Source organism: Halegenticoccus soli, assembly GCF_002844195.1.
In the GTDB taxonomy this organism is placed as follows: Archaea; Halobacteriota; Halobacteria; order Halobacteriales; family Haloferacaceae; genus Halegenticoccus; species Halegenticoccus soli.
The window spans coordinates 320,335-341,467 of the sequence record NZ_PEND01000002.1; the positions used below are offsets into that span (position 1 = coordinate 320,335).

The window sequence follows — 21,133 nt, forward strand, 5'->3', positions numbered from 1 at the left end:
TGGCTGATAGAAAACGTGCGCTTCTCTCGAACTGCTACGGCGACGGCTCCCCGCCGCCGCGCCGGCCCGAGAGGGCGTCGAACAGTTTGCCGACGAGCCAGACGACGATCATGAACGGCAAAAGCGGGACGATGAGGATCACCAGGAGCAGCGCGTAGGCGATGCCGATGGTGTTCATCTCGCTGTCCGGGTGGCCGCGGTATGGGGGCGTGACCGTCCGGTAGGCTCTCGTCAGCGCGCCGGGTTCCCGCTCCTCGTTCGAACTCATACCCGCGAGTACGCTCGCGGGCCGAATAAGAGTTGACGGGATTCCTCCCTCGGCGGTTCACTCGGACTCCTCGGAGAGCGGCGGGCCGTCTCCTCACTCGATGTGGATCGCCGGACGGAACGGGACCGCGTTCTTCGCGCGGTCGGCCGGATCGTACGCCTCCTCGCCTTCGACGTACAGTTCCACGTCGGCGTCGAACTCGCGCTCCAGGAAGTCGGTCGCGCCCTCGTAGACGGCGGTCTCGTCCGTCTCCGCCATCGCCGCCAGCGTCTCGTCGTCCCGGCCGCGCGCGACGTCGACCAGGTCCTGCACCAGCCGGTTCACCTCGTCGCCGCGCTCGCGCAGGTCCGGGTCCTGCATCACGGTGCCCATGACCGCGCCCACGTCGGGGCCCTCCTCGACGACGGCGTCGAACACCTCGCGCTTCCAGTCGGCGGCGACGTACACCCGGATCACCTCGGGATCCGTGTCCGTGACGTCGACGATGTCGCGCACGTCGCCGGTCAGCCGCTCGACCTGCCGCTCTTCGACCTCGACGCGGACGTTCTCGAACTCGGCATCGGGCTCGGGCCACGGCGCGTCCTCGGCGGGGGTTCCGGTCAGCTGTTCGTGCAGTTCGTTCGTCACGAACGGGACGAACGGGGCCAGGAGGCGCAGCCGCGTCTCCAGCACCTTCCGCATCGTCCACCGCGCGCCCGGTCGGTCCAGGTCGGCCCGGCGGCGGTACCACCGGAGGTGCTCCTCGAAGCCGTAGAACGCCTCCTGGCTCGCAGAGCGCGTCTCCGAGCGCTCCATCGCCTCCGTGACCTCGCGGACGGTCGTCTGCAGCTTCGAGAGCAGCCAGCGGTCGACGTGCGCCAGCTCTCTTTCACCTTCGGGCGTCCGGATGATCTCCTGGGCCCGGTTCCAGAAGCGCTCCAGCTGGTCGCGGACGCTGCCCACCTGGTCGTCCCGCCAGTCGTAATCCTGCCACGGCTCCGCCGAGTTCAGGAGGAAGAACCGGACCGTGTCGGCGCCGTACGTCTCGATCGCCTCGCCCGGCAGGACGACGTGGCCCTTCGAGGAGGACATCTTCCGGCCCTCCAGGAGACCCATCCCCATGATGACGATCCCCTGCGGCCACTTCGGCTCGGGGAACAGTTCCGCGTGGTGGAACAGGTAGAACGTCAGGTGGTTCGAGATCAGGTCGTTCGCGGAGAACCGGTAGTCGACGGGGTACCAGTAGTCCCACTCCTCGCGCAGCTCCAGCGCGGTCTCGTCGGGCTCGTCGACCGCCTCCGGTCCGTAGAACAGCGTGTCGAAGAACTCGCGGGTCAGCTCCTCGACGGGCACGTCCCGCAGGCGGTGGGCGACCGTGTAGTACGCCATGTAGATCGTCGAGTCCGACAGCGGCTCGATGACGAAGTCCGGGTCCCACGGCAGGCGGGTCCCCAGCCCGTAGTTGCGGATGCAGGGCCACTCGTTCAGCCAGTCGATGGTGTGGTCGTACTCGCCGCGGGTGTTCTCCGGGACGGCGTCCATCCGGCTGACGACCTCGTGGGCCTTCGCCTTCCACGCCTCGTCGTCGTACCGCAGGAACCACGTCTCCTGCTCTGCGACCTCGACGTCGCCGCCGCAGCGGCAGACGACCTCCTCGCTGAACTCGTACATCGAGTCGAACGCGCCGGATTCGCTGTAGTCCGCCCGGAACCGGTCGCGAACGTCCTCGACGACCTCGCCGGCGTACTCGCCGTACACGTCCAGCAGGCGACCGGCGTGGAACTCGCGGTTGTACACCTCCTTCGTCGCCTCCTTCAGCCGCGGGTCGTCCGACGAGTCGATGCCGCGCTCCTCGACGGCGTCGCGCGCGGGGATCTCGCCGTACTCGTCGATCTCCAGGATCGGAACGGGATCGATGGCCTCGACGTCGGCCGGATCGACGCCGTACGTCTCCATCCGCTCGGCGTCCGCTTTCGCCTCCAGCAGCGCGACGTAGTCGTCCGGGCTGTGCGCCGGCACGGACATCACGACGCCGGTCGCGTTGTCGGCGTCGACGAACGTGGCGGGCAGGACCGGCACCTCGTCGCCGGTGATCGGGTTCGTCACGCGCTCGCCGACGAGCCGCTCGCCGGCGAACTCCTCGCGGATCTCGACCTCGCGGGCCTGCAGGCGCAGCTTCTCGACCGCGTCGACCGAGACGAACCACATCTCGCCGTCGACCTCCGCCACCGCGTACTCCGACTCGGGGTTGACGTACGCGTTCGTGACGCCGTAGACGGTCTCTGGGCGCAGCGTCGCCATCGGCGCGACGACCGTCTCGCCGTCGCGCTCGAAGGTGAACCGCACCAGCGTGTACTCCTGGAACTCCGCCTCTTCGCCCTCCAGCAGGTCGTGCGTCGTGACGGGCTGGCGCTCGTTCGTGCAGTACTTGACGGGGTGCAGCCCCTTCTCCAGCAGGCCGCGCTCCCGCAGCGTCTCGTACTGCCAGGTGATGAACTTCGAGTACCGCTCGTCGTTCGTCGTGAACTCCCGGCGCCAGTCGATCGACAGCCCCAGGGACTTCATCCCCCTCTTGTAGTGTTCGTCGATGAAGTACCGGGCGAAGCCCATCGGGGTTTCCAGGTCCTGCAGCGTCTCCTCGGGGACGTTGTAGGTGTCGCGCAGGACCGACAGCTGCTTCTCCTCGCCCTTCTTCAGCCGCTCGACGGCCCCGATGATCGGCGTGCCGGTGACGTGCCAGGCGATGGGGAAGAGGACGTTGTCGCCCCGCTGGCGGCGGTACCGGGCGTACACGTCCGGCACGGTGTACGTCCGGGCGTGCCCGATGTGCATCCCGCCGCTCGGGTACGGGTAGGGGACGGTGATGAACGTCGGCTCCTCGGAATCGGCGTCGCCGGGGTCGGCCTCGTACCGGCCGGTCTCGGCCCAGCGCTCCCGCCAGCGCTGCTCCAGTTCCTGCGGGTTGTAGTCCATAGGTGTCCATGTGGGGTCCCGCCTTAAAATACGTCTTTACTTGACTTGCGCCCCTGTTCGATTGGGGCAAAAATTGCGAGAGGCGCTAACTCGTGGCACGGAGCGCTCCCGCGTCCCCCACGCTCCGATAGCCGGCGGTAGCGCCCGCTCGGCGGTCGAAACGAGCGCAAAAATTCGGGGTGGGGGCGTTCGGCGCGGAGAGCGCTCGTCCGATCGACTCAGTCGACGTCGATGCGGTGCGAGGTCTCGCCCTCGTCGGCGTGGAGCTTCGGCAGGGCGACCGTCAGCACGCCGTTTTTGTAGGTTGCGCTCGCGCCGTCCTCGTCGACGTCCTCGGGGAGCCGGATAGTGCGGCTCGCGGAGGCGCTCCGGCGCTCGCGGCGGATGAACTCGCCGGTTTCGCTCTCGTCCTCCATCTCGTGGTCCGCCCGGATGGTCAGGGTCCGCTCCGAGAGGGACACGTCGATGTCCTCCTTCTCGAAGCCCGGGAGGTCGGCCGTCACGACGATCTCGTCGTCGTGGTCGGCGACGTCGACGTTGACGCCTCCAGTCTGCATCACGCCGCCCTCCCACTGTCGACCCATGTCGTCGAACTGCCGGCTCATGCGCTCGAACATCCGCTCGATCTCCTCGAAGGGGTTAGAACGTCGCATCATCTTCCTATTCACCGCATCTTATTTCGACTTCCGAGATATTAAACATTCTTGGACGCTGAATAGCTAATCGCACGCTAGAAGGTACAGATGGCGTAATATCGGCCGATCTGGCGTCGCGCGTGGCGGGTGTCGACGCCGCGTCGTCGACGTCTCGACGTCGAGTCGTCGCCCCCGAACCGTCGCCTACTCCACGTCGATGCGCCGCCCGCCGTCCGCGTCGTCGCCGAGCTTCGGCAACGTGACGGTCAGCACGCCGTTTTTGTAGGTTGCGCTCGCGCCGCTCTCGTCGACCTCCTCCGGGAGGTAGACCGTCCGCGTCAGGTTCCGTCGAGCCCGTTCGCGGCGGTGGTACCGCGCGTCGGCCGCCTCACGCGAGCGGTCCGCTTCGGCGCCGATCCGGAGCTGACGGTCGGCGACGGTCACGTCGATGTCCTCCTTTTCGAACCCCGGCAGGTCGGCGGCGACGAGGACTTCGTCGTCCGTCTCGCTGACGTCGACCGACACCTCGTGCCCGCCGAACCCGGCGTCGCTGAACCCGCGGTTCATCCGCTCGAACAGCTCGTCGATCTCCCTGAACGGGTCGTAGCGGTCCGACATCACCGTCCCGTCGGTCTGCTTGTCACTTCAAGCTTCTTGCCGGTCTCATCGCCTGCCGTCGGCAGGCGGATACCGTCGCGTCGACGGTACGCGGATACCGGTGGGTCGAGCGCGTCCCGCCGGCGGCCGGCGGTCGGGGGACCGCTCCCCTCGTCAGTAGAGCACGTGACGGGTGTCGTACGAGCCGAGCCGCCGCACCCACCCGTTCGCGGCGATCCGTTCGACCTCCTCGACGGCGTCCTTCGCCCGCTGCTCGTACAGCCCCGCCTCGAAGTCGACGTGGAAGAGGTAGTCGCCGAGGCGGTCGCCGCTGGGTCGGGATTCGATCCGCGAGAGGTTGATGTCCCGCTCGGCGAACGCTTCGAGCAGTTCGAGCAGGAGGCCCGGGTAGTTCGCGTTCGGGTAGACGACGAGGGAGGTCTTGCCGCCCGCGTCGGAGCGCTCGTCCGCGGGTGCGACCACGAGAAAGCGCGTCGCGTTCGAACTGCGGTCCTGGATGTCCTCGGCGACGACGAGCAGATCCTCGCCCGCGTTGTCCGGATGTCCGATGCCCGCAACCGACGCGTCCTGCCTGGCGCGCTCGACTCCGCGGGCCGTGCTCGCGACCGCCTCGAGGCGGACGTCGGGGTAGTGCGATTCGAGGTACGTCCGGCACTGCGCCAGCGCCTGCGAGTGGCTGGCGACGACCGAGAAGTCCTCGCCCTGCGCGAGCAGCGCGTGGCGGATCGGCGTGACGATTTCCTGGACGACCGCGACGTCGTGCTCCGCGAGCGCGTCGAGGCTCTCGGTGACGCTCCCTTCGATGCTGTTCTCGATGGGTACGACGCCCCGGTCGAACTCCCCGTCGGCGACGGCGGCGACGATCGCGGTGACCGATTCGCGGAAGTCGACCTCGTCCGCGACGGCGCGGGCGGCGCGGTGCGAGTACGTCCCCGCGGGACCGAGCGTGACGGCTTTCATCACCCTGGCGTATCACCGTCGGTGTCAAAAGGGCGTCGGGTGCGACGGGCGCTTCGCGCGTCGGCACACGGCGACGGGGGCCGCCGCGGGGGACGAAGCCGTTCGATACCTACCGGTCGGCGCAGAGCTCGACGAAGTTCCGGAGGATCCGGAGCCCCGTCTCGCCGCTCTTTTCGGGGTGGAACTGCGTCCCGAAGACGTTCCCGGCCTCGTTGGCGACGATCGACGGGAAGTCGATCCCGTAGCCCGTCGTCGCGACGACCGCCCCCTCGTCCTCGGGGATCGCGTAGTACGAGTGGACGAAGTAGGCGTACTCGCCGTCGACCCCGTCGACGAGCGGGTGGTCGCGCTCGACGCGCAGCTCGTTCCACCCCATGTGCGGCACCTTCTGTCCCTGCGAGAAGCGGACGTTCCGGCCGGGGATGAAGTCGAGCCCCTCGACGTCGCCCTCGCCGGCGCGCTCGGCCTCCTCGCTCGTCGTCAGGAGCATCTGCATCCCGAGGCAGATGCCGAAGATCGGCTGGCCGCGCTCGGCGGCCTCGCGGAGCGCCTCGCGGAACGGCCCCGCGTTCTCCATCCCCTCGCTGAACGCGCCGACGCCGGGGAGGACGACGCCGTCGGCGTCGCCGAGCGCGTCCGGATCGTCGGTGATCGTCACGGCCGCGCCGGCGCGTTCGAGCCCGCGCGTGGCGCTCCGGAGGTTCCCCAGGCCGTAGTCGACGACGACGACCTCGGCGAGCGCCTCCTCGGGCGGCGGAGTCGTGCTCATACCGTACACGCGGCGCCGGACGGTCAAGTGACTTTCCGTTCGGGCGGTTTCGCCGGCGGGTCATCGGGAGGAGCGTGGCCGATCGGGGACACGGCGAGTCCCGACCGACCGGGGTGATCGATTCCCACGTGAGGGAGTCTCTGGACTCCTGCGCTACTCCCTCTCAGTAGTCGCCGAGCGTCGACTGGCCGCCGTCGCTCTCGACCGCGCCAGCGATCTCGGCCGCCTTGCGGATCGCCCCCTCGAACGTCTCGGCCTGGCTCCGGTCGTACAGCGTCGCGGCGGGGTGGACCGAGATCAGCACCCGGCGGGAGGCGTCGGCGATGCGGGCGTCGACGACGTCGCCGGCCTCTTTCGTCACCGCGACGGAGCGATCGAGGAGGTGTTCACTCGGGACCTTTCCGAGGGTGATGACGAGCTCCGGATCGACGAGGTCGACCTCCCGCTCCAGGTACTCCCGGCAGTTGTTCAGCTCCTCCTTCGTCGGATCGCGGTTCTCGGGTGGCCGACACCGGACGCAGTTCGTGATGCGCACGTCGGGACGCGAGAGGCCGACGTCGCGGAGCGCCTCGTCGAGCACGGCGCCGGAGCGCCCGACGAACGGCTCGCCCTGCTTGTCCTCGCTCGCGCCCGGTCCCTCGCCGACGAAGAGCAGGTCGGCGTCCTCCGGCCCGTCCCCGTTCACGATCTGGCTCCGGCCTTCGACCAGCGCCGGACAGCGCTCGCACTCCAGTACGCAGAGACCCTCCATCGTTCCCATGTGCGGGCGTCCGGGCGGCAGCGGCTTAACTCTCCGCACTCCCTTCGCCGGCGATCTCTCGCGGCGTCACCCGTCGGCGCGACGATCTCCCGGACGACCGGCGTCGGCCCACCGCCGGGCGGCCCGGGCCGCCATGCGGGCGACGCGCAGCGGTTCCGGGCGTCCGCCCTCGGGGGTGTACGCGCGGACGATCCGCGCGGCCTCCCCGTCGCCGACGCCGACGGCGCGCGCGAAGACCGTCTCGCCGTTCACCTCGACCCGCCGACGCGGCGGCAGCGATCGGTACGTCGCCAGCCGCCGGTCGAGGTCGGCTCCGGAAAAGTGCTCGCGTAACGCCGATTCCAGCCCGGGGCTCGGTTCGAACGAGACCGAGACGACGGGGCGGCCGGTCGCCTCGCGGACCTCGCGGAGGTCCACGACGTTGAACCACGCGGGGGCGACGCCGGCGATCAGGAGGTGACGCACGTCCTCGCGGTCGAGGTCGCGGAACAGGTCCCCGACCGCGTCGGTGGCGTCGGTGCCGCCGACGGTACACGCGCCGAAGACGAGGCCGTCGACGACCCGGTCCGCCCGAACCAGCGCGCCGCACAGCACGCTCCGGTCGACGCCGTCCGAGGCGGCGACGCCGAGCGTCCTGGCCCCGGGTTTCACCTCACCGCTCCTTTATGTCCTGCAGGCGGTCGAGGAGTTCGTCGTTCGAGGCCCCGATCTCGAACTCGACGCTTCCCTCGTGAGCCGACTGGCTCGCCGACACCCCTTCGCCCTCGTCGATGTCGGTGTCGTACTCCTGTCGCTCTCGTTCGGACTCGTCGTAGCTCCCAAATCCCATACGTGAGAGTATTGTCGATTCGGACTAAAAAATCCGGCGCAGTATCAGCCGTTCGGTAATTCCGGGCGGCGACGTCCGGCTCCGTTTCCGACGCGCGGACGCGCCTCGTTCAATTACCGGGTGGTATTGTCCGCCGTCAGCGATTTTTTCACCGTCCGCCGCCTGGCTCCGCCTATGGAACCCATCGTCGTGACGGCCGACGCCGAGCAGTTCACCTGCAACGCGTATCTCGTCCCGGGCGAGCGGACCACGCTCGTCGACGCGGGGACGATGCCCGGCGTCGAGGACGTGATCGCCGACCACACGGACCGCCTCGACGCCGTCGTCATCACGCACCAGCACGCGGACCACGTCGAACAGCTCGACGCGGTGCTGGACGCGTTCGACGCCGACGTCTACGCGTACGGCGACCACCCCCGACGGACCCACGAACTCGAAGACGGCGACGCCGTCCCAGTCGGCGACGACGAGTACGAGGTCGTCTACACGCCGGGGCACGCCGCGGATCACGTCTCGCTCGTCGGCGAGCGGGCGCTCTTCAGCGGCGACGTCGTCGTGTACAACGACAGCGCCTTTTCGGACGGCAGTTTCGGCCGAACCGACATGCCCGGCCAGTCGCGCGAGCGCCTCATCGAGAGCCTCCGGACCCTCCTCGACCGGCTGCCCGACTCCGTGACGGCGATGTACGCGGGACACGGCGATCCCTTCGTCGAGAACGAGGGGGGCGAGGACACCGTTCGCGACGTGATCGAACGGGCGCTCGGGCGGGCGGAGCGGCGGGAGCCGAAGTACCCCGACGGGGCGTAGCGCCCCGCGGACGGTGCGCGGACGGGCGCGACCGCTCCGGTCCGCCGGTGCAGTTTATCCCTTCGGGCGACGTGTTAACGGTATGGCAACTGATTCGAAGATCTCCCGGGACGGGAACGCGACCGTGCGCGACGCCGACGCCGGAACGCGATCGCTCACCCGGCTCCACTACGTCGGCGTCGTCCTGGCGGCGGTGAGCGGGCTCATCCACCTCTTCCTGGGCGTCGCAAACCTCCCCTCGCCGCTGGCGATCGGCTTCGTCCTCGCCGGCCTCGGCTTCTTCGGCGGCGTCGCGCTGCTGGTCGCGGGCTACGACCGGCGACTCCTCTACGTCGCTGGGATCCCGTTCGTCGGGGTGCAGATCTTCGGCTACTTCGCCCTCAACTGGCCGGACGTCGTCTCCGCCGTCGGGCTCTTCGACAAAGCCGTCCAGCTGGCGCTCCTTGCCGTGCTCGTCGCGCTGTACCGTCGAGAGGCGTGAGAAAGGGCGGGGCTACGCGTTTCGCGGCTCCTTGGACTTCGGCCGGAGGTGCTTGTACCCGCACTTCCGACAGCGATCGGCCCGCTGGGGGTTCCGGGCGTTACAGCGCATGCAGATCTTCTTCTCAAGCGTCCGCTTGACGGCGTGCTCGAAGGTGGGCATACGGCGTCCTTGCGGGCCTGTTCGTATAATGCTTGCGAGACGACGCTCACCCCCGTCGGACCGTCGAGCGCGACGAGGGCGGTTTTCGGGGCCCGAGCCGTCGTCACAGGGAGTATCGGAGGTGTTCATAGCTCCCCGGCGAAGAACCGAGAGACGCCGCCGAGGGACGGGCTTCGGAACCGCCGGCTGGCTCCGATACTCCCTCTCAGTGGCCGCCGAAGCGCGCGTCGAGTTCCGCCCGGAGGTCGTCGAGGGTCACGTCCTTCGCCGCGAGCGTCACGAGGAGGTGGTACACGAGGTCCGCCCCCTCGGCGGCGATCTCCTCGCGGTCGTCGTCCTTCGCGGCCAGTATCAGCTCCGTCGTCTCCTCGCCGAGCTTCTCCAGGACGGCGTTGTCCCCCTTCTCGTGGGTGAAAAGCGAGGCGGTGTACGACCCCTCCGGGAGCTCCGCCTTCCGGCGCTCGATGAGCGCGAACAGCTCGTCGAGGACGTCTCCCTCCGGGCGATCGGGTGCGGGCGCGTCGCGATCGTTCATACCCCTTCGGTCGAAGGGGGGACGGAAAAACGTCTCCGTCCGTGGCGAACGGGACCGCCGTCGGCGTCGTGCGACCATCGACCTACCGTTCGGCTGCGTCCCGTCCGCCGATCGGAAAAAACGCGCGCCCGTCTCAGTCGAGCAGCGCCGAGGGTGCGACCACGTCCACGTCCTTGTTCGCCACGTGGTTGACGACGTTCCGGAAGTCGTCGGGCGAGGTTTCGAAGTCCTGCCCGTTTCCGATGTCGTGGTAGGTGACGACGGCGAGCTGGTTGAACTCCGCCGCGAGGTTCGTTATCCGGCGGGTTCCCTGCGGATCTCGGCCGAGGATGCGAGAGATCGTGTGCATGCCCGACGGCTGCTCCGCGTTGTTCGGACAGCCGGCGTACAGGAAGCCCGTCTCGTGGTGCTTCTGCAGGAGCTCCAGCGTCTCCCCGTTGATGCGGTGGTACGGCGTAACGAAGTGACGCGAGCCCTTCTCGAAGCCCTTGAGTTCGAGGTATCGCTTGGCCTCCGTGATCATCTTCTCCTGTTCCTTCTTCGGATACTCGGGCAGCGGTCTCCCGGTCTGCGGGTGCGACATGATGTCCCAGCCGGCGTCGCGCATCTCCCGCAGCTGACCAGTGTCCAGCTGTTCGGAGCCGCCGACCGTGTCCGGGATGACGGCAACTCCCCCCGGCCAGTTGCGCTTCTGGAACTCCTTGAAGGCGACGTCGTACTGGGTCACGTGGTTGTCGTCGAAGGTGAAGATGACCTTCCCCTTGTCGGGCTTTTTGATCTTCCGCAGGTCGTCGATCCAAAAGCGGATGGGCGTCCCCTGTTCCGACTCCACGACGATGCGGATCTCCTGTACGTGCTTCAGGTCCGGGTTCCCCGTTTTCCCCGTGTACCCGACGTCGAACCGGAGCCAGCCGTCGAACTCCTTGTTGATGTACCGCCTGCACGTCAGCATGTCGCTCCGTCCCGGCGCGAGCACCTCGATCGCGATCCGCCCCTCGGCCGGCTTCTCCAGTTGCGCGGCCAGCGTGAGGTCGTGCTTCGTGAGGTCCAGCCCGTCCGGGAACGCCCTGAACACCCCGGCGACGCGACCGTTCTTGTTCTCCAGCCGAAGCGACTGCGATCCCTGGTGCGCGTTCTGGCCGTCGAGCGCGGCGTTGCCCTCGATGACTCCCCACGAGGACTCCTGGAACTTCTCGAACTCGAAGTCCTCGACGACCTCGCCGCGCGAGAACGCGTTCTGCGAGGAGCCGCCGTTCCCGCCGTTCCCGTCGTCGCCGGGCGTCGCCGTCTCGGTGCCGTCGTTCGCGTCGGTTTCGGGGGCCGAGCTCGTCTGCCCGTCGTCGCTGCCGCCGCCGATTCCCATGCACCCGGCGACCGCGCTAGCACCTGCACCGAGCGCCGCAAGGAAGCTCCGCCGCTTCGTTGCTCGTTTCATCGACCGTGCCTCGTTCCGGAACCCAGTTTATAATGCGGTGGGTAAGGAAACGATTCCAACACGTCAACGTTCTCGAAACCGGATCGTTCAGCCGAATCGAAAGTCCCGCTCGTCGTCCGGTGACCGTTTATCGCCGCCGTTCGAAGTTCGAACGGTCCCGAAAGCCGCCGAACGGTGGCTTAGGACCTGAATAATCGGGACACTCGGTGGTTCGGTTCTCGGATCGCGGCGGTCCGTCGGCGGAGCGACCCCGACGGTCGCCCGATCTCCGCACCGCGCGCTGATCGGTACCGCGTCGCTCAGTCGAAGAACGCCAGTCGGTGGAAGCGGACGTCCGGCGTCAGTTCGGGGTGGAACGACGTGCCGACGACGGGACCCTCGCGCACGGCGACGGGCGTGCCGTCCCACGCCGCGAGCACCCGCGCGTCCGCCCCCACCTCGTCGATGAGCGGCGCGCGGATGAACACCGCGGGGAACGGCTCGTCGAGGCCGCTCACGTCGAGCATCGCCTCGAAGCTGTCCTTCTGTCGGCCGAAGGCGTTGCGGTCGACCGTCACGTCGAGGAGGTCGAGCGTCCTCACGCGCTCGTCCTTCGCGTCGCGGGAGGCGACGATGAGCCCGGCGCACGTGGCGAGAACGGGCTTCCCCGCCGCGACGTGCGCGCGGATCTCCTCGTCGATCCCTTCGTCCCGGAGCAGCCGCGAGATCGTCGTCGACTCCCCGCCCGGCAGCGCGAGCGCGTCGCAGTCGGGGACGATCCCCGACCGACGGATCTCGACGACCTCGGCCGTCTCCCCGCGGGAGCGGGCGGCGCGGTCGATCGCGGCGGCGTGCTCGCTCACGTCCCCCTGAACGGCGACGACACCTACGCGTGGCATGGCCGATCGTCGGGACCGGCCGGTCAAAAAGAACGCGACCCGAGGCGGGATCGTCCTCTCAGAACGCCAGGATGTTCAGGATCTCGACGCCGACGCCGAAGAGGACGCCGAACGCGACGACGCTCTTCGGGTCGATCCGGATGGCGTTGCGGTCCTCCGCGTCGAAGTATCGGACGAGCCCGGCGCTCGACATCAGCCCGCCGGTGTTCTGCCCTCTGCTCATGTGTGTGTCTCCACCGGTCACCCGCCTAAACGTTTCGCTCCGGGGCGACTCTCGCGGGAGACGATCCTCGGCGAGGGTCGCCCCCGATCGGGGACGGCCGGACCGCGGTGGGAAACCCTTATGCGCGCCGATAGGCAACTCCGAAGAGGGTACAATGACTGTTCGACTCAAGGACTTCTACGCCGACTGGTGCGGGCCGTGCAAGACGCAGGACCCGATTCTGGAGGATCTGGAGGGGGACTACCCCGACGTATCGTTCGAGAAGGTGAACGTCGACGAGGAGCAGGACGTCGCCAACGAGTACCAGGTCCGCTCGCTCCCGACGCTCATCGTCGAGAACGACGACGGGGTGGTCGACCGCTTCGTCGGCGTCACCCAGCGCGAGGACATCGAAGCGGCGCTGGCTGAAGCCGGCGCGTAGAACCGCTCGGCTTTTCGCCCGACGTCGCTCTCGATCCGAGAGCCGCGGCGCTCCGGTTCTCCGTCCCTCATCCGAGAGCGCTCGACCGCCTCGGACCTTCCTCGGAGGGCGCTCCGCCGCCCCCGGCGCTACACGAAGCGCACGCCGAGGTCGTGCATCCCCTCGTTGTTCATCGCGACGTTGATGAGAAGCGGCGTGATCGCCTCGATCTCGGGCGCGTTGGCGAGCCCGCCGGCGTCGAGGACGCGCAGCCCCTCGATCCCCTCGGCGAGCAGCCGCACCGTCTCCTTGGCGTCCTCGTCGTCGCCGACGAGCAGCGTGTCGACGCCGAGCTCGGCGTCGAGGTCGGCGAGGCGACCGGCCGCGAGGTTGTGGAACGCGCCGACGACCGGCACCCCCTCGGGGGCGGCGTCGGCCGCGAGCTGCGTCACGCTCCCGGCGCTCGGCCGGTGGTAGTGAAAGCCGTCCTCGTCGCGCTTCATCCCGGTCGCCGGGCTGACGAGCACGTCGCCGTCGTCGAGCCGCTCGGCGATGGCCTCGACGGTGTCGGCGACGTGGTACGGCGGGACCGCGAGGACGATCACGTCGGCGCGGTCGGCCGCCATCCCGTTTTCGAACCCCTTGATCGACACCTCGACGCCGCGGCTGTCGAGCTCGGTCTCGTACTCCTCGGCCTTCGTCCGCGCCCGCTCCGGGTCGCGGGAGCCGACGAGCACCTCGTGGTTCGTGTGGAAGGCCCACCGGAGGGCGAGCCCCTCGCCGATGTCGCCGGTGCCCCCGAGTAACGCGATTCGCATACCCCGTCTGCGGCCGGACGGGAAGTAAGCCTTGCGCGACCGGAGGCTTCTGCCTGCGTTACTCTCGATCGTCGCGGTCGTCGCCGACGACGCCGACGCCGAGGCGCTCGAAGCCGCCCCGGTAGACGAGCCAGTACGCGACCACGGGGACGACCGCCAGCGTCGGCAGCAGCACGACGAGCTGGGTGAACGGATCCGGCGGCAGCAGCATCGCTTCGACCGTGAGGACGACGGCGTCGAGCGCCAGGAGCGTCAGCACGTACGTCGGCAGGCGCCTCCGGAGCATCGTCAGTCGAGCAGGTCGGGGAGGTCGTTCACCGAGTCGATCACGGCCGCCGCGCCGACCGACTCGTACTTCCGTCGCCCCTCCTCGCCGGTGAGGCCGCCGGTGAGCACGCCGACGCCGTAGTACTCCCGGTCGGAATCGACCTCGGCGGCGTTCGTCGCGGTGCGCACGTCGTCGAGCGTGTCGCCCGCGAAGGCGACGGCGGCGGCTCCGAGCCTGTCCGCGAGCGTCGTCAGGGCCCGCGGGTGGGGTTTTCCCTCGTCCCAGTCGTCCATCGTGAACCGGCGCTCGTCCGGAACGTCGAGGCCGACGCGCGAGAGGGCGATCTCGGCCTCGGCCGCCGGCCGTCCCGTCAGCACGCCCACCTCGAAGCGATCCGTCAGCGCCTCGGCGGTCTCCGGCTCCAGGAGCGCCGGCTCGTCGTGGATGTACCCCGGCGCCTCGAACGGCGGCTCCCCGCCCTCGAGCTCCCGGTAGCGGTCGCTTCCGAGGTACAGCGCCTGGAACGTCTCCCGGAGCGCCTCGCGGTCCCACCGGTCCCGAACGCGCGCCTGCGAGACCCGCGGCAGCTCCGCGACGACCTCGCGCGCCGCTTCGAGGCCGCCCCCCCGCTCGGCGATCGCGTCCGTGAACTCGGCTACCGAGAGCTTCAGTCCCTCGCGCCGGCCGAGGACGAAGAGCGCCGCCGCGTCCGTCAGCTCCCAGTCGTTGTTGAATCCCCCGGCGTCCTTGAACAGCTGGACGTCGCCGATCTCGATCGTCCGCCCGTACAGCCGGTCGACCGACTCGACGATCGCCCGGCGGTACGAGCCGGCGACGTCGACCAGCACCCCGTCGATGTCCAGGACGACTGCGTCCGCGTGCATGCGTCTGGGGTGACCCTTCGAAACCAAGGGTGTTCCGGGTTCCCTCTCGTCGGGGGCGTCGCCCGCCTCGGCGGGCCCCGGTTCGTCGGAGACGCGGTCGCGGATGCGGCCGCCGGTTTGGACTCCCTGCCGGGCTTGGCGGCCTGCCGACGCGGCCGGCGGGCGTTGCGGGCGCTCACTTCGGGGTAGCGACGAACAGCGTCTCGCGCCCCACGGTCTCCCGACGTACCGGGATCGCGGGCTCGTCGTAGCCGAGGGTGGTGAAGAGGAAGTCGGCCCCGGCGGCGCGGGCGACGCGGCGCGTCGGCCGGTGGAGCTCCGGCGGGAGATTCAGCGCGTAGACGGCGTCGACGTAGTACAGCGGCCCCGGATCGTCCTGCTCGCTCCTGGCGACGACGTCGTCGCGGACGAACCGGACGCCCGCCGGGACCTCCCGGTCGTGGACGTCCGTCGCCGTCACCGCTTTCCCGGCCGCCGCGAGCGCGCCCGCCACGTCCGGCCGGCGGCCGATCCCCACCTCGACCAGCCGGTCGTACCGCCCGAGTCGCGCCGCCAGCGCCTCGCGTGTCGCGTTCGTCACGTCGGGATATTTATTGGCCGGCCCCGCTTAACGCCTTCCATGCTTGTCGATATCGTGCCCATCGGTGACGTTCCCGCGCAGGTCAAGCGGGAGGCGTCGGCGGCGCTGCGTTCAGTGTACGACGTCGACGTGACCGTCCACGACGAGCAGGGCATCCCCGAGGGCGCGTTTGACCGCGGTCGCAACCAATACCGGGCGGAGGAGTTCATCGAACTCGCGAGTCGGGTCGGGTCGGGCGAGAAGAACATCGGCCTCACGACGCAGGATCTCTACTACCGGCGCCGAAACTACGTCTTCGGGCTGGCGTACCTCAACGGTAACGGCTCGGTCATCTCGACGTACCGGCTCCAGACCTCCTCCGACGGCGGTATCTCGACGAAGCCGGCGAGCGAGGTGTTTTCGGACCGCGTCCGCAAGGAGGTCGTCCACGAGATCGGCCACACCTTCGGCCTCGAACACTGCGACAACTCGAAGTGCGTGATGAGCTTCTCCCCGACGGTCCGCGAAGTCGACGTGAAAGAGGAGAACCTGTGCGGGACGTGTAGCCGGATCCTCGGTTGAACGACCGCTGTCGTCCCGCTTCCCCTCTCGCGGCTCCCGGCTTCCTCTGTTTCTCGTCTCGTCCGCTCCGAACGCCGCGAGAACGCGGCGCGGGCGGAACTCGACGGCTGGTAGCACCGGTCCAGAGCGTGACTCGACCCCGTCCGCAGGACGTTTCCCCGTACGCGTCCCCCTTTTCGTCATGATCGAACTCGACGGCTCGGGCGGCGGCGGCCAGCCGGTTCGCACGGCGCTCGGCCTCTCGATGGTGACGGGCGAACCGTTCCGAATGGCCGGGATCAGGGCGGCCCGGCCGAATCCGGGGTTCCGGCCCCAGCACCTGACCGCGGTCGAGACGGCGGCGCGCCTCTGCGACGCGCGGGTCGAGGGGGTCGAACTCGGCGCGGACGAGGTGACGTTCCGCCCCGGCGCGGTTCGCGGCGGGGAACTGGCGGCCGACATCGGCACGGCCGGCAGCGTGACGCTGCTTTTCGACGCGCTGCTGCCGGTCGCGGCCGCCCTCGACGCGCCGCTCCGCGTCCGGGCGATCGGCGGCACCGACGTGAAGTGGGCGCCGCCGGTCGGGTACGTCCGACGGGTCAGGCTCCCGCTCCTCTCGCGGTTCAGGTTAGACGCGGGAATCGACGTCGAACGAACCGGGTTCTACCCGGCCGGCGGCGGCCGGGCGACGCTCCGCCTCGAACCGTCGGCGCTCGAGCCGATCGACCTCCGGTCGCGGGGTGACCTGGAGGCGGCGACGGCGTACTCGAAGGCGAGCGACTCGCTCGCCGGGGCCGAGGTCGCGGAGCGACAGGCCGACCGCGCACGGGAGCGCCTCGAAGCGCGCGGCGTCCCGATCGAGATCCGCGAACCGCGGTACGTCGAGACCCGTTCGCCGGGGTCGTCGTTCCTCCTCGTCGGCTCCTACGGGGAGTCGATCGCCGGCTTCGACGCGCTCGGCGAGCGCGGGCTCCCGGCCGAACGGGTCGCGGACCGCGCGGTCGATCGGTTCCTGTCGTTTCAGGAGGGGCCGGGGACCTCGACGAACACCTGGCCGATCAACTGATGACTCACCTCGCGCTCGCGGGCGGCGCGGTCCGAATCCCCGCCGTCACGGACCACGTGCGGACCAACCGCGAGGTCGTCGAGGCCTTCGGGTACGACCTCGATGTAGACCGGCGGGACGACGGCTCGGCGCTGCTGATCGCGTGATCGGTCGGCGGCCGCCGCCGTCGCCTCTCGAAGGCGGCTCGCGGGCTCAGGCGTCTCGACTCTCGCCGTCGTCCGGGTCGCCGCTCTCGACGTCGATGCGCTGAACGTCGCTCTCGCCCCGGCTCTCGCCGCCGCCGAGCAGCTTCGACCGCAACCCGTCGGCGACCGACTGGACCTGGTCCCGGAGCGTCTTGACCTCCTCCTCGAACGCCTCGACGGATCGCTCGACGTAGTATACCCGCTGGTAGGGGATTCGTCGGACGAGGTCGCGGCCCTGCTCGTCCTCGCCGGTCTTGACGATCCAGTGGTCCTGGAAGTAGGCGACGTGCTCGTTCTGTACCGTCCGCTCGACGGTGCCGTCGTCCGGATCCTCGTACGCGATGGTCGCCTGCCCGAGGTCTTCTTCCACCATATCGATACAGTGTCCTCGCACGCAGGTAGGCGCTGTGGCCGTCCCAGGGCGGTCGCTCGTCCCGAGGGAGACCGCTCGTCCCGGGGCGGCGTGCCGTCTACTCCGCCGTCGCCGGCGGTGGATGACGCGGTGGCGGACGACGCGGCAGATCGCTCAGCTCGGCGCGTACGTCCCCGTCAGCGTGGCCTCGGCGAGGACGTGCCCGTCCATCGCCTCCTGCACCTCGGCCTTCGTCGATCCGGGATCGAGCGGGAGGCGGGTGTCGAGCGCGTACAGCCGGAACCGGTACGCGTGCTCCCGATCCGGCGGGTTCGGCCCCCCGTACCCCCGCTCGTCGTAGTCGTTCCGGCCCTCCGCCGCCTCGTCGGCCGTCCAGTCCTCCGTGATCTCCTCCGTGTCGGGGTCGACGTTCCAGACCGCCCAGTGGGTCCACACTTTCCCCGCGGGCTCTCTCGCGTCCGGGTCGTCGACGAGGAGGACGAGCGACGCCGCGCCGTCCGGCACGTCCTCGATCCGCAACGGGGGGTTCACGTTCTCCTCCCTGTAGCCGTGCCGCCGCGGGATCGGCTCGCCGTCGCCGAACGCTGGGCTCGTGAGTCGCATGACGCAGTCGAGCGTTCGACCCCGACACCGAATACGTTTGCGGGTGGGTGCCAAAGCGCGCGCAGAACGACGCGATCTCAGGGCCCGCCGATCCGCTCCTCCGGCGGGACGAACGCCCCGACGGAGACGGTGTGGAGGGTGACCGTTCCGACCCGGAGGAGGTACGAAAGCAGGAGCGCGAGCGGCGAGAAGATGATCGCCGTCCCGACGCTCGCCACGAGCGGCAGCGACTGCGCCGGCACCGTGGTCGACGGCACCTGCCGGTACACCAGCGTCAGGTAGTACGCGACGAGCACCGCGAGCAGGCCCAGGTAGATGAGCCGCCGCGACAGTCGGGCGAGGTCCTGCTGGATGGCGATCGTCTTGAAGAACTGCCTGATCGTCGCGACGGCCTTGAGGAGCTCCAGGACCGCGTCCAGCTCGTCGCGGATCGACTCCGAGACGAGATCGCCGTACTCGCGCTGCAGGCGCATCGTCTCCGTGATGTACGCGGCGTAGGACGATCCGAAGATGACGAGCAGTGTGTCGACCGTGCTCCGGTTTTCTTCGGCCTGCTGGAGGTGTTCGGCGTACGACGCGAGGTCGTCGACGTACGAGTCGAACTCCCGGCGGACGTCGCCGTCGCGGCCGCCGCCGGACTCCTCGACGCGGCGACGAAGCTCCGTAACGCGGTCCTGGAGCGTATCGGCTACGAGGACGAGAAACGCCCCCGGATCGTTCGGGCTCGAAGCGCGGCCAGCGAGGCGTTCGACGTTCCGTCTGAATGCGAGGTTCCCCTCCAGCGTGTCCGTCAGCTCCGACGGGGAGCCGAACACCCGCGACAGGATGAGCTGGTTGATCGACAGCGTCACGGTGACGAGCGTGAGCAGTCCCGCGAGGACGCCGCTGCGGAGCATCGGCGCGAGCCGGCTGTTCGGTCCGAGATCGATCAGCGTCGCCTTGTTGAGCGCCAGCGTGAGCAGGAACACGCCGAGCACGATGACGGCCGCCACCACCGTTCGGCTGCCGCTCAGCAGGTACCAGTGGACGATCGTGGGATGCCGCTTTCCCTCGGCGGGCGCATTCATGGCGTCCCGGCGACCGCGCGATCGGCGGCGTCGCCCCGCGCGACTCGTCTCTCGGCGTCGAAGGCCGTCGCTCTCCGGCTCGAAACCCGACCCCGACCCGTCGTTCGTCCGTTCGTCATCTCAGTCGAGTGAACGAACCGCCGACGCGGAAATAAGTACAACGGCCGCCCGACGCGACCGTATGGGGCACTCGGGGACGACTGGAACCGCGGACCCGCCGCTCAGGGCGCGTAGTAGTACTCACCCTGTTTTTTCTGCTTGCGGTCGAGCTGGCTGCCGGGCTTGTTGATTCGCGGGCGGCCCGTCCGCTCGTCCCGGCGGAAGGTGATGTCGAGGTCGGCGAGGAAGTCGTTCATGCCGTCGCGCATCCCCTGCGGCTTCGACGCGCGTCCGCGCCGCGCGGGCTCGCCGTCGAACACCATCAGGCGGTCGGCGAGCAGGTCGATCATGTAGATGTCGTGGTCGATCACCATCACCGTCGCGTCGTGGTTCTCGGCGTACCGGCGGACGGCGCTCGTCGCCTGCACGCGCTGTTCGACGTCGAGGTGGGCGGAGGGCTCGTCCAGGAGGTAGAGGTCCGCCTCCTTCGAGAGGCAGGCGGCGATGGCGACGCGCTGCCGTTCGCCCCCCGAGAGGTCCGTGAGGTTCTGCTCCATGATGCGGTTGAGCTGGAGCGGCCCCGCGATCTCGGTGTTCCAGAACGACGTGCCGAAGTCGTCCGTGATCGACGAGAGGAAGGCGTCGACCCGCATCGGCTGGTCGATCTCGATGTACTGCGGCTTGTAGGAGATGTCGAGGTGGAAGTCGAGCTCGCCCTCGTCGGGTTCGAGCGCCCCCGCGAACATCTTCGCGAGGGTCGACTTCCCGATGCCGTTCGGCCCGACGATGCCGAGCACCTCGCTGTGGTGGATCGCGCCGCCTTCGACCGCCAGCGAGAACTCGCCCTCGCCGTAGGACTTCGTCAGGTCGGGGTACTCGACGAGCACGTCGTCCTTCGCGGTCTGTCTCGGGGCGTGCTCCTCGAAGGTGATCGCCTCCGGTCGGATGCGCATGTTCTCGTTCGTGAGGTACCCCTTCAGGTACTCGTTGATGCCGTTCCGGACGGATTTCGGGTCCGTGACGACGCCGAACGCGCCGGGCTCGCCGTACGCCACGTGAAGGGTGTCCGCGAGGAGGTCTAGCACCGCGAGGTCGTGTTCGACGACGAGCATCGACCGCTCGTCGTCCTCGGCGAGCTCCTGGATCAGCCGCGCCGCGACGACGCGCTGGCCGATGTCGAGGTACGGGGTGATCTCGTCCAGGAAGTAGAAGTCGGCGTCGCGGGCGAGCGTCGCCGCGATCGCGACGCGCTGGAGCTCGCCGCCGGAGATGGAGTCGATCGGCTGGTCCATCACCGGCCGGATGCCGAGCCGATCGACGAGGCCGTCGAGCACGCCGCGCTCGTCCGTCCGCTCCAGCAGCGCGCGGGTGTTGCCCGAGAAGCGCTTCGGAATCTGATCGACGTACTGCGGCTTGCGGGCGACCGTGATCTCGCCCTCCATCAGCTCCTCGACGTAGTTCTGGAGCTCCGTCCCGCGGTAGCGGTCGAGGACGGCGTCCCAGTCGGGCTCGGCTCCGTAGTCGCCGAGATTCGGCGTGATCTCCCGGGCGAGGATCCGAACGGCCGTGGACTTCCCGATGCCGTTCGGTCCGAGGATGCCCGTCACCCGGCCGCCTTCGGGAACCGGCAGCCCGTAGAGGGCGAAGGCGTTCTCGCCGTAGCGGTGGGTCGGCTCGTCGGTCAGCTCCTGCGGGAGGTTGATGATCTCGATCGCGTCGAACGGGCACTTCTCGACGCAGATGCCGCACGTCTCGCCGAGGCAGATCTCCTCGCTGATGCGGATCTGGTTCGGGTCGCCCTCGTCGGCGTCCTCGCCGCGGAGCGTGATGCACTCCTTCCCGGTGCGGTTCGGCGGGCAGTAGTTGCTGCACTCGTAGTTGCACCGGTCGGGCTGGCACCTGTCGAGGTCGACGACGGCGATGCTGTGTTCGGCCATG

At 69.1% G+C, this 21,133-nt stretch carries 28 protein-coding genes; 6 read left to right on the forward strand and 22 right to left on the reverse strand.

Annotated elements, in window-relative coordinates:
• Nucleotides 1–34: 34 nt before the first annotated feature.
• The 9 genes from CNO20_RS06545 to CNO20_RS06585 form a co-directional block, all read right to left on the reverse strand.
• Nucleotides 35–268: a DUF7535 family protein gene (locus CNO20_RS06545; RefSeq protein ID WP_101295331.1), complete on the reverse strand. Its 234-nt coding sequence runs from the start codon at nucleotides 266–268 to the stop codon at nucleotides 35–37.
• Between the two features lie 93 nt (nucleotides 269–361).
• The gene (leuS, locus tag CNO20_RS06550) at nucleotides 362–3,220 is read right to left on the reverse strand and encodes a leucine--tRNA ligase (protein WP_101295332.1); all 2,859 of its coding nucleotides are present in this window, start codon (nucleotides 3,218–3,220) and stop codon (nucleotides 362–364) included.
• Nucleotides 3,221–3,438: 218 nt separating this feature from the next.
• Complete coding sequence (gene hsp14, locus CNO20_RS06555; RefSeq protein WP_101295333.1) at nucleotides 3,439–3,876, reverse strand: archaeal heat shock protein Hsp14; 438 nt, start codon at nucleotides 3,874–3,876, stop codon at nucleotides 3,439–3,441.
• 183 nt (nucleotides 3,877–4,059) lie between these two features.
• Nucleotides 4,060–4,473, reverse strand: a complete 414-nt coding sequence (locus CNO20_RS06560; RefSeq protein WP_101295334.1) for an Hsp20/alpha crystallin family protein — start codon at nucleotides 4,471–4,473, stop codon at nucleotides 4,060–4,062.
• A gap of 153 nt (nucleotides 4,474–4,626) precedes the next feature.
• Nucleotides 4,627–5,433, reverse strand: a complete 807-nt coding sequence (pheA, locus tag CNO20_RS06565) for a prephenate dehydratase (protein WP_101295335.1) — start codon at nucleotides 5,431–5,433, stop codon at nucleotides 4,627–4,629.
• A 109-nt stretch (nucleotides 5,434–5,542) separates the two neighbouring features.
• Nucleotides 5,543–6,202: an imidazole glycerol phosphate synthase subunit HisH gene (hisH, locus tag CNO20_RS06570; protein ID WP_101295336.1), complete on the reverse strand. Its 660-nt coding sequence runs from the start codon at nucleotides 6,200–6,202 to the stop codon at nucleotides 5,543–5,545.
• A gap of 163 nt (nucleotides 6,203–6,365) precedes the next feature.
• Nucleotides 6,366–6,962: a uracil-DNA glycosylase gene (locus CNO20_RS06575; protein ID WP_101295337.1), complete on the reverse strand. Its 597-nt coding sequence runs from the start codon at nucleotides 6,960–6,962 to the stop codon at nucleotides 6,366–6,368.
• Between the two features lie 66 nt (nucleotides 6,963–7,028).
• Nucleotides 7,029–7,613: an endonuclease dU gene (locus tag CNO20_RS06580; RefSeq protein ID WP_101295338.1), complete on the reverse strand. Its 585-nt coding sequence runs from the start codon at nucleotides 7,611–7,613 to the stop codon at nucleotides 7,029–7,031.
• Between the two features lies 1 nt (nucleotide 7,614).
• Nucleotides 7,615–7,791 (reverse strand): DUF5786 family protein, encoded by a 177-nt coding sequence (locus tag CNO20_RS06585; protein ID WP_101295339.1) that lies wholly within the window; start codon nucleotides 7,789–7,791, stop codon nucleotides 7,615–7,617.
• A gap of 174 nt (nucleotides 7,792–7,965) precedes the next feature.
• On the opposite strand from CNO20_RS06585, the gene CNO20_RS06590 reads away from it, so the two are divergent.
• Complete coding sequence (locus CNO20_RS06590; RefSeq protein WP_101295340.1) at nucleotides 7,966–8,598, forward strand: MBL fold metallo-hydrolase; 633 nt, start codon at nucleotides 7,966–7,968, stop codon at nucleotides 8,596–8,598.
• 82 nt (nucleotides 8,599–8,680) lie between these two features.
• On the forward strand, nucleotides 8,681–9,079 hold the full coding sequence (locus tag CNO20_RS06595; RefSeq protein WP_233203952.1) for a DUF7475 family protein: 399 nt from the start codon (nucleotides 8,681–8,683) through the stop codon (nucleotides 9,077–9,079).
• A gap of 12 nt (nucleotides 9,080–9,091) precedes the next feature.
• Here the strand turns inward: CNO20_RS06595 and CNO20_RS06600 are convergent, their stop codons facing one another.
• The 5 genes from CNO20_RS06600 to CNO20_RS06620 form a co-directional block, all read right to left on the reverse strand.
• Complete coding sequence (locus CNO20_RS06600; RefSeq protein ID WP_101295341.1) at nucleotides 9,092–9,241, reverse strand: 50S ribosomal protein L40e; 150 nt, start codon at nucleotides 9,239–9,241, stop codon at nucleotides 9,092–9,094.
• 205 nt (nucleotides 9,242–9,446) lie between these two features.
• Entirely contained in the window at nucleotides 9,447–9,776 is a 330-nt protein-coding gene (hisE, locus tag CNO20_RS06605; protein WP_101295342.1) for a phosphoribosyl-ATP diphosphatase, read from the reverse strand.
• Between the two features lie 133 nt (nucleotides 9,777–9,909).
• Nucleotides 9,910–11,211, reverse strand: coding sequence for a polysaccharide deacetylase family protein (locus tag CNO20_RS06610; protein ID WP_101295343.1), 1,302 nt, complete (start codon nucleotides 11,209–11,211; stop codon nucleotides 9,910–9,912).
• A 299-nt stretch (nucleotides 11,212–11,510) separates the two neighbouring features.
• Complete coding sequence (pdxT, locus tag CNO20_RS06615) at nucleotides 11,511–12,089, reverse strand: pyridoxal 5'-phosphate synthase glutaminase subunit PdxT (RefSeq protein ID WP_101295344.1); 579 nt, start codon at nucleotides 12,087–12,089, stop codon at nucleotides 11,511–11,513.
• Nucleotides 12,090–12,147: 58 nt separating this feature from the next.
• The gene (locus CNO20_RS06620; RefSeq protein ID WP_101295345.1) at nucleotides 12,148–12,312 is read right to left on the reverse strand and encodes a preprotein translocase subunit Sec61beta; all 165 of its coding nucleotides are present in this window, start codon (nucleotides 12,310–12,312) and stop codon (nucleotides 12,148–12,150) included.
• A gap of 154 nt (nucleotides 12,313–12,466) precedes the next feature.
• Between CNO20_RS06620 and CNO20_RS06625 the strand changes: the two genes are divergently transcribed.
• Nucleotides 12,467–12,733: a thioredoxin family protein gene (locus CNO20_RS06625; RefSeq protein WP_101295346.1), complete on the forward strand. Its 267-nt coding sequence runs from the start codon at nucleotides 12,467–12,469 to the stop codon at nucleotides 12,731–12,733.
• A 128-nt stretch (nucleotides 12,734–12,861) separates the two neighbouring features.
• Here the strand turns inward: CNO20_RS06625 and npdG are convergent, their stop codons facing one another.
• From npdG to CNO20_RS06645, 4 genes are all read right to left on the reverse strand, one after another.
• A complete protein-coding gene (gene npdG / locus CNO20_RS06630) occupies nucleotides 12,862–13,530 on the reverse strand; it encodes an NADPH-dependent F420 reductase (protein WP_101295347.1) in 669 nt (222 codons plus the stop codon).
• 58 nt (nucleotides 13,531–13,588) lie between these two features.
• Entirely contained in the window at nucleotides 13,589–13,816 is a 228-nt protein-coding gene (locus CNO20_RS06635; RefSeq protein ID WP_101295348.1) for a DUF7534 family protein, read from the reverse strand.
• Between the two features lie 2 nt (nucleotides 13,817–13,818).
• Nucleotides 13,819–14,682 carry a TIGR01548 family HAD-type hydrolase gene (locus tag CNO20_RS06640; RefSeq protein ID WP_101295349.1) on the reverse strand — a complete coding sequence of 288 codons (864 nt, stop codon included), beginning with the start codon at nucleotides 14,680–14,682 and terminating at the stop codon, nucleotides 13,819–13,821.
• A 175-nt stretch (nucleotides 14,683–14,857) separates the two neighbouring features.
• Nucleotides 14,858–15,262, reverse strand: coding sequence for a UPF0146 family protein (locus tag CNO20_RS06645; protein WP_101295350.1), 405 nt, complete (start codon nucleotides 15,260–15,262; stop codon nucleotides 14,858–14,860).
• Between the two features lie 39 nt (nucleotides 15,263–15,301).
• Between CNO20_RS06645 and CNO20_RS06650 the strand changes: the two genes are divergently transcribed.
• The 3 genes from CNO20_RS06650 to CNO20_RS23665 all read left to right on the forward strand — a co-directional run bounded on the left by CNO20_RS06650 (nucleotide 15,302) and on the right by CNO20_RS23665 (nucleotide 17,014).
• A complete protein-coding gene (locus CNO20_RS06650) occupies nucleotides 15,302–15,823 on the forward strand; it encodes an archaemetzincin family Zn-dependent metalloprotease (protein ID WP_101295351.1) in 522 nt (173 codons plus the stop codon).
• A gap of 181 nt (nucleotides 15,824–16,004) precedes the next feature.
• A complete protein-coding gene (rtcA, locus tag CNO20_RS06655; protein ID WP_233203954.1) occupies nucleotides 16,005–16,868 on the forward strand; it encodes an RNA 3'-terminal phosphate cyclase in 864 nt (287 codons plus the stop codon).
• Nucleotides 16,868–17,014, forward strand: a complete 147-nt coding sequence (locus tag CNO20_RS23665; protein WP_233203959.1) for a hypothetical protein — start codon at nucleotides 16,868–16,870, stop codon at nucleotides 17,012–17,014. Before rtcA ends, CNO20_RS23665 begins: the two co-directional genes overlap by 1 nt.
• A 46-nt stretch (nucleotides 17,015–17,060) precedes the next feature.
• On the opposite strand, the gene CNO20_RS06660 is transcribed toward CNO20_RS23665, so the two are convergent.
• The 4 genes from CNO20_RS06660 to CNO20_RS06675 form a co-directional block, all read right to left on the reverse strand.
• Nucleotides 17,061–17,426 carry a hypothetical protein gene (locus CNO20_RS06660; RefSeq protein ID WP_101295352.1) on the reverse strand — a complete coding sequence of 122 codons (366 nt, stop codon included), beginning with the start codon at nucleotides 17,424–17,426 and terminating at the stop codon, nucleotides 17,061–17,063.
• A 153-nt stretch (nucleotides 17,427–17,579) separates the two neighbouring features.
• Complete coding sequence (locus CNO20_RS06665; RefSeq protein WP_101295353.1) at nucleotides 17,580–18,029, reverse strand: YbhB/YbcL family Raf kinase inhibitor-like protein; 450 nt, start codon at nucleotides 18,027–18,029, stop codon at nucleotides 17,580–17,582.
• A 77-nt stretch (nucleotides 18,030–18,106) separates the two neighbouring features.
• On the reverse strand, nucleotides 18,107–19,096 hold the full coding sequence (locus CNO20_RS06670; RefSeq protein ID WP_101295354.1) for a DUF7972 family membrane protein: 990 nt from the start codon (nucleotides 19,094–19,096) through the stop codon (nucleotides 18,107–18,109).
• Nucleotides 19,097–19,317: 221 nt separating this feature from the next.
• A complete protein-coding gene (locus CNO20_RS06675) occupies nucleotides 19,318–21,132 on the reverse strand; it encodes a ribosome biogenesis/translation initiation ATPase RLI (RefSeq protein WP_101295355.1) in 1,815 nt (604 codons plus the stop codon).
• Between the last annotated feature and the right edge of the window lies 1 nt (nucleotide 21,133).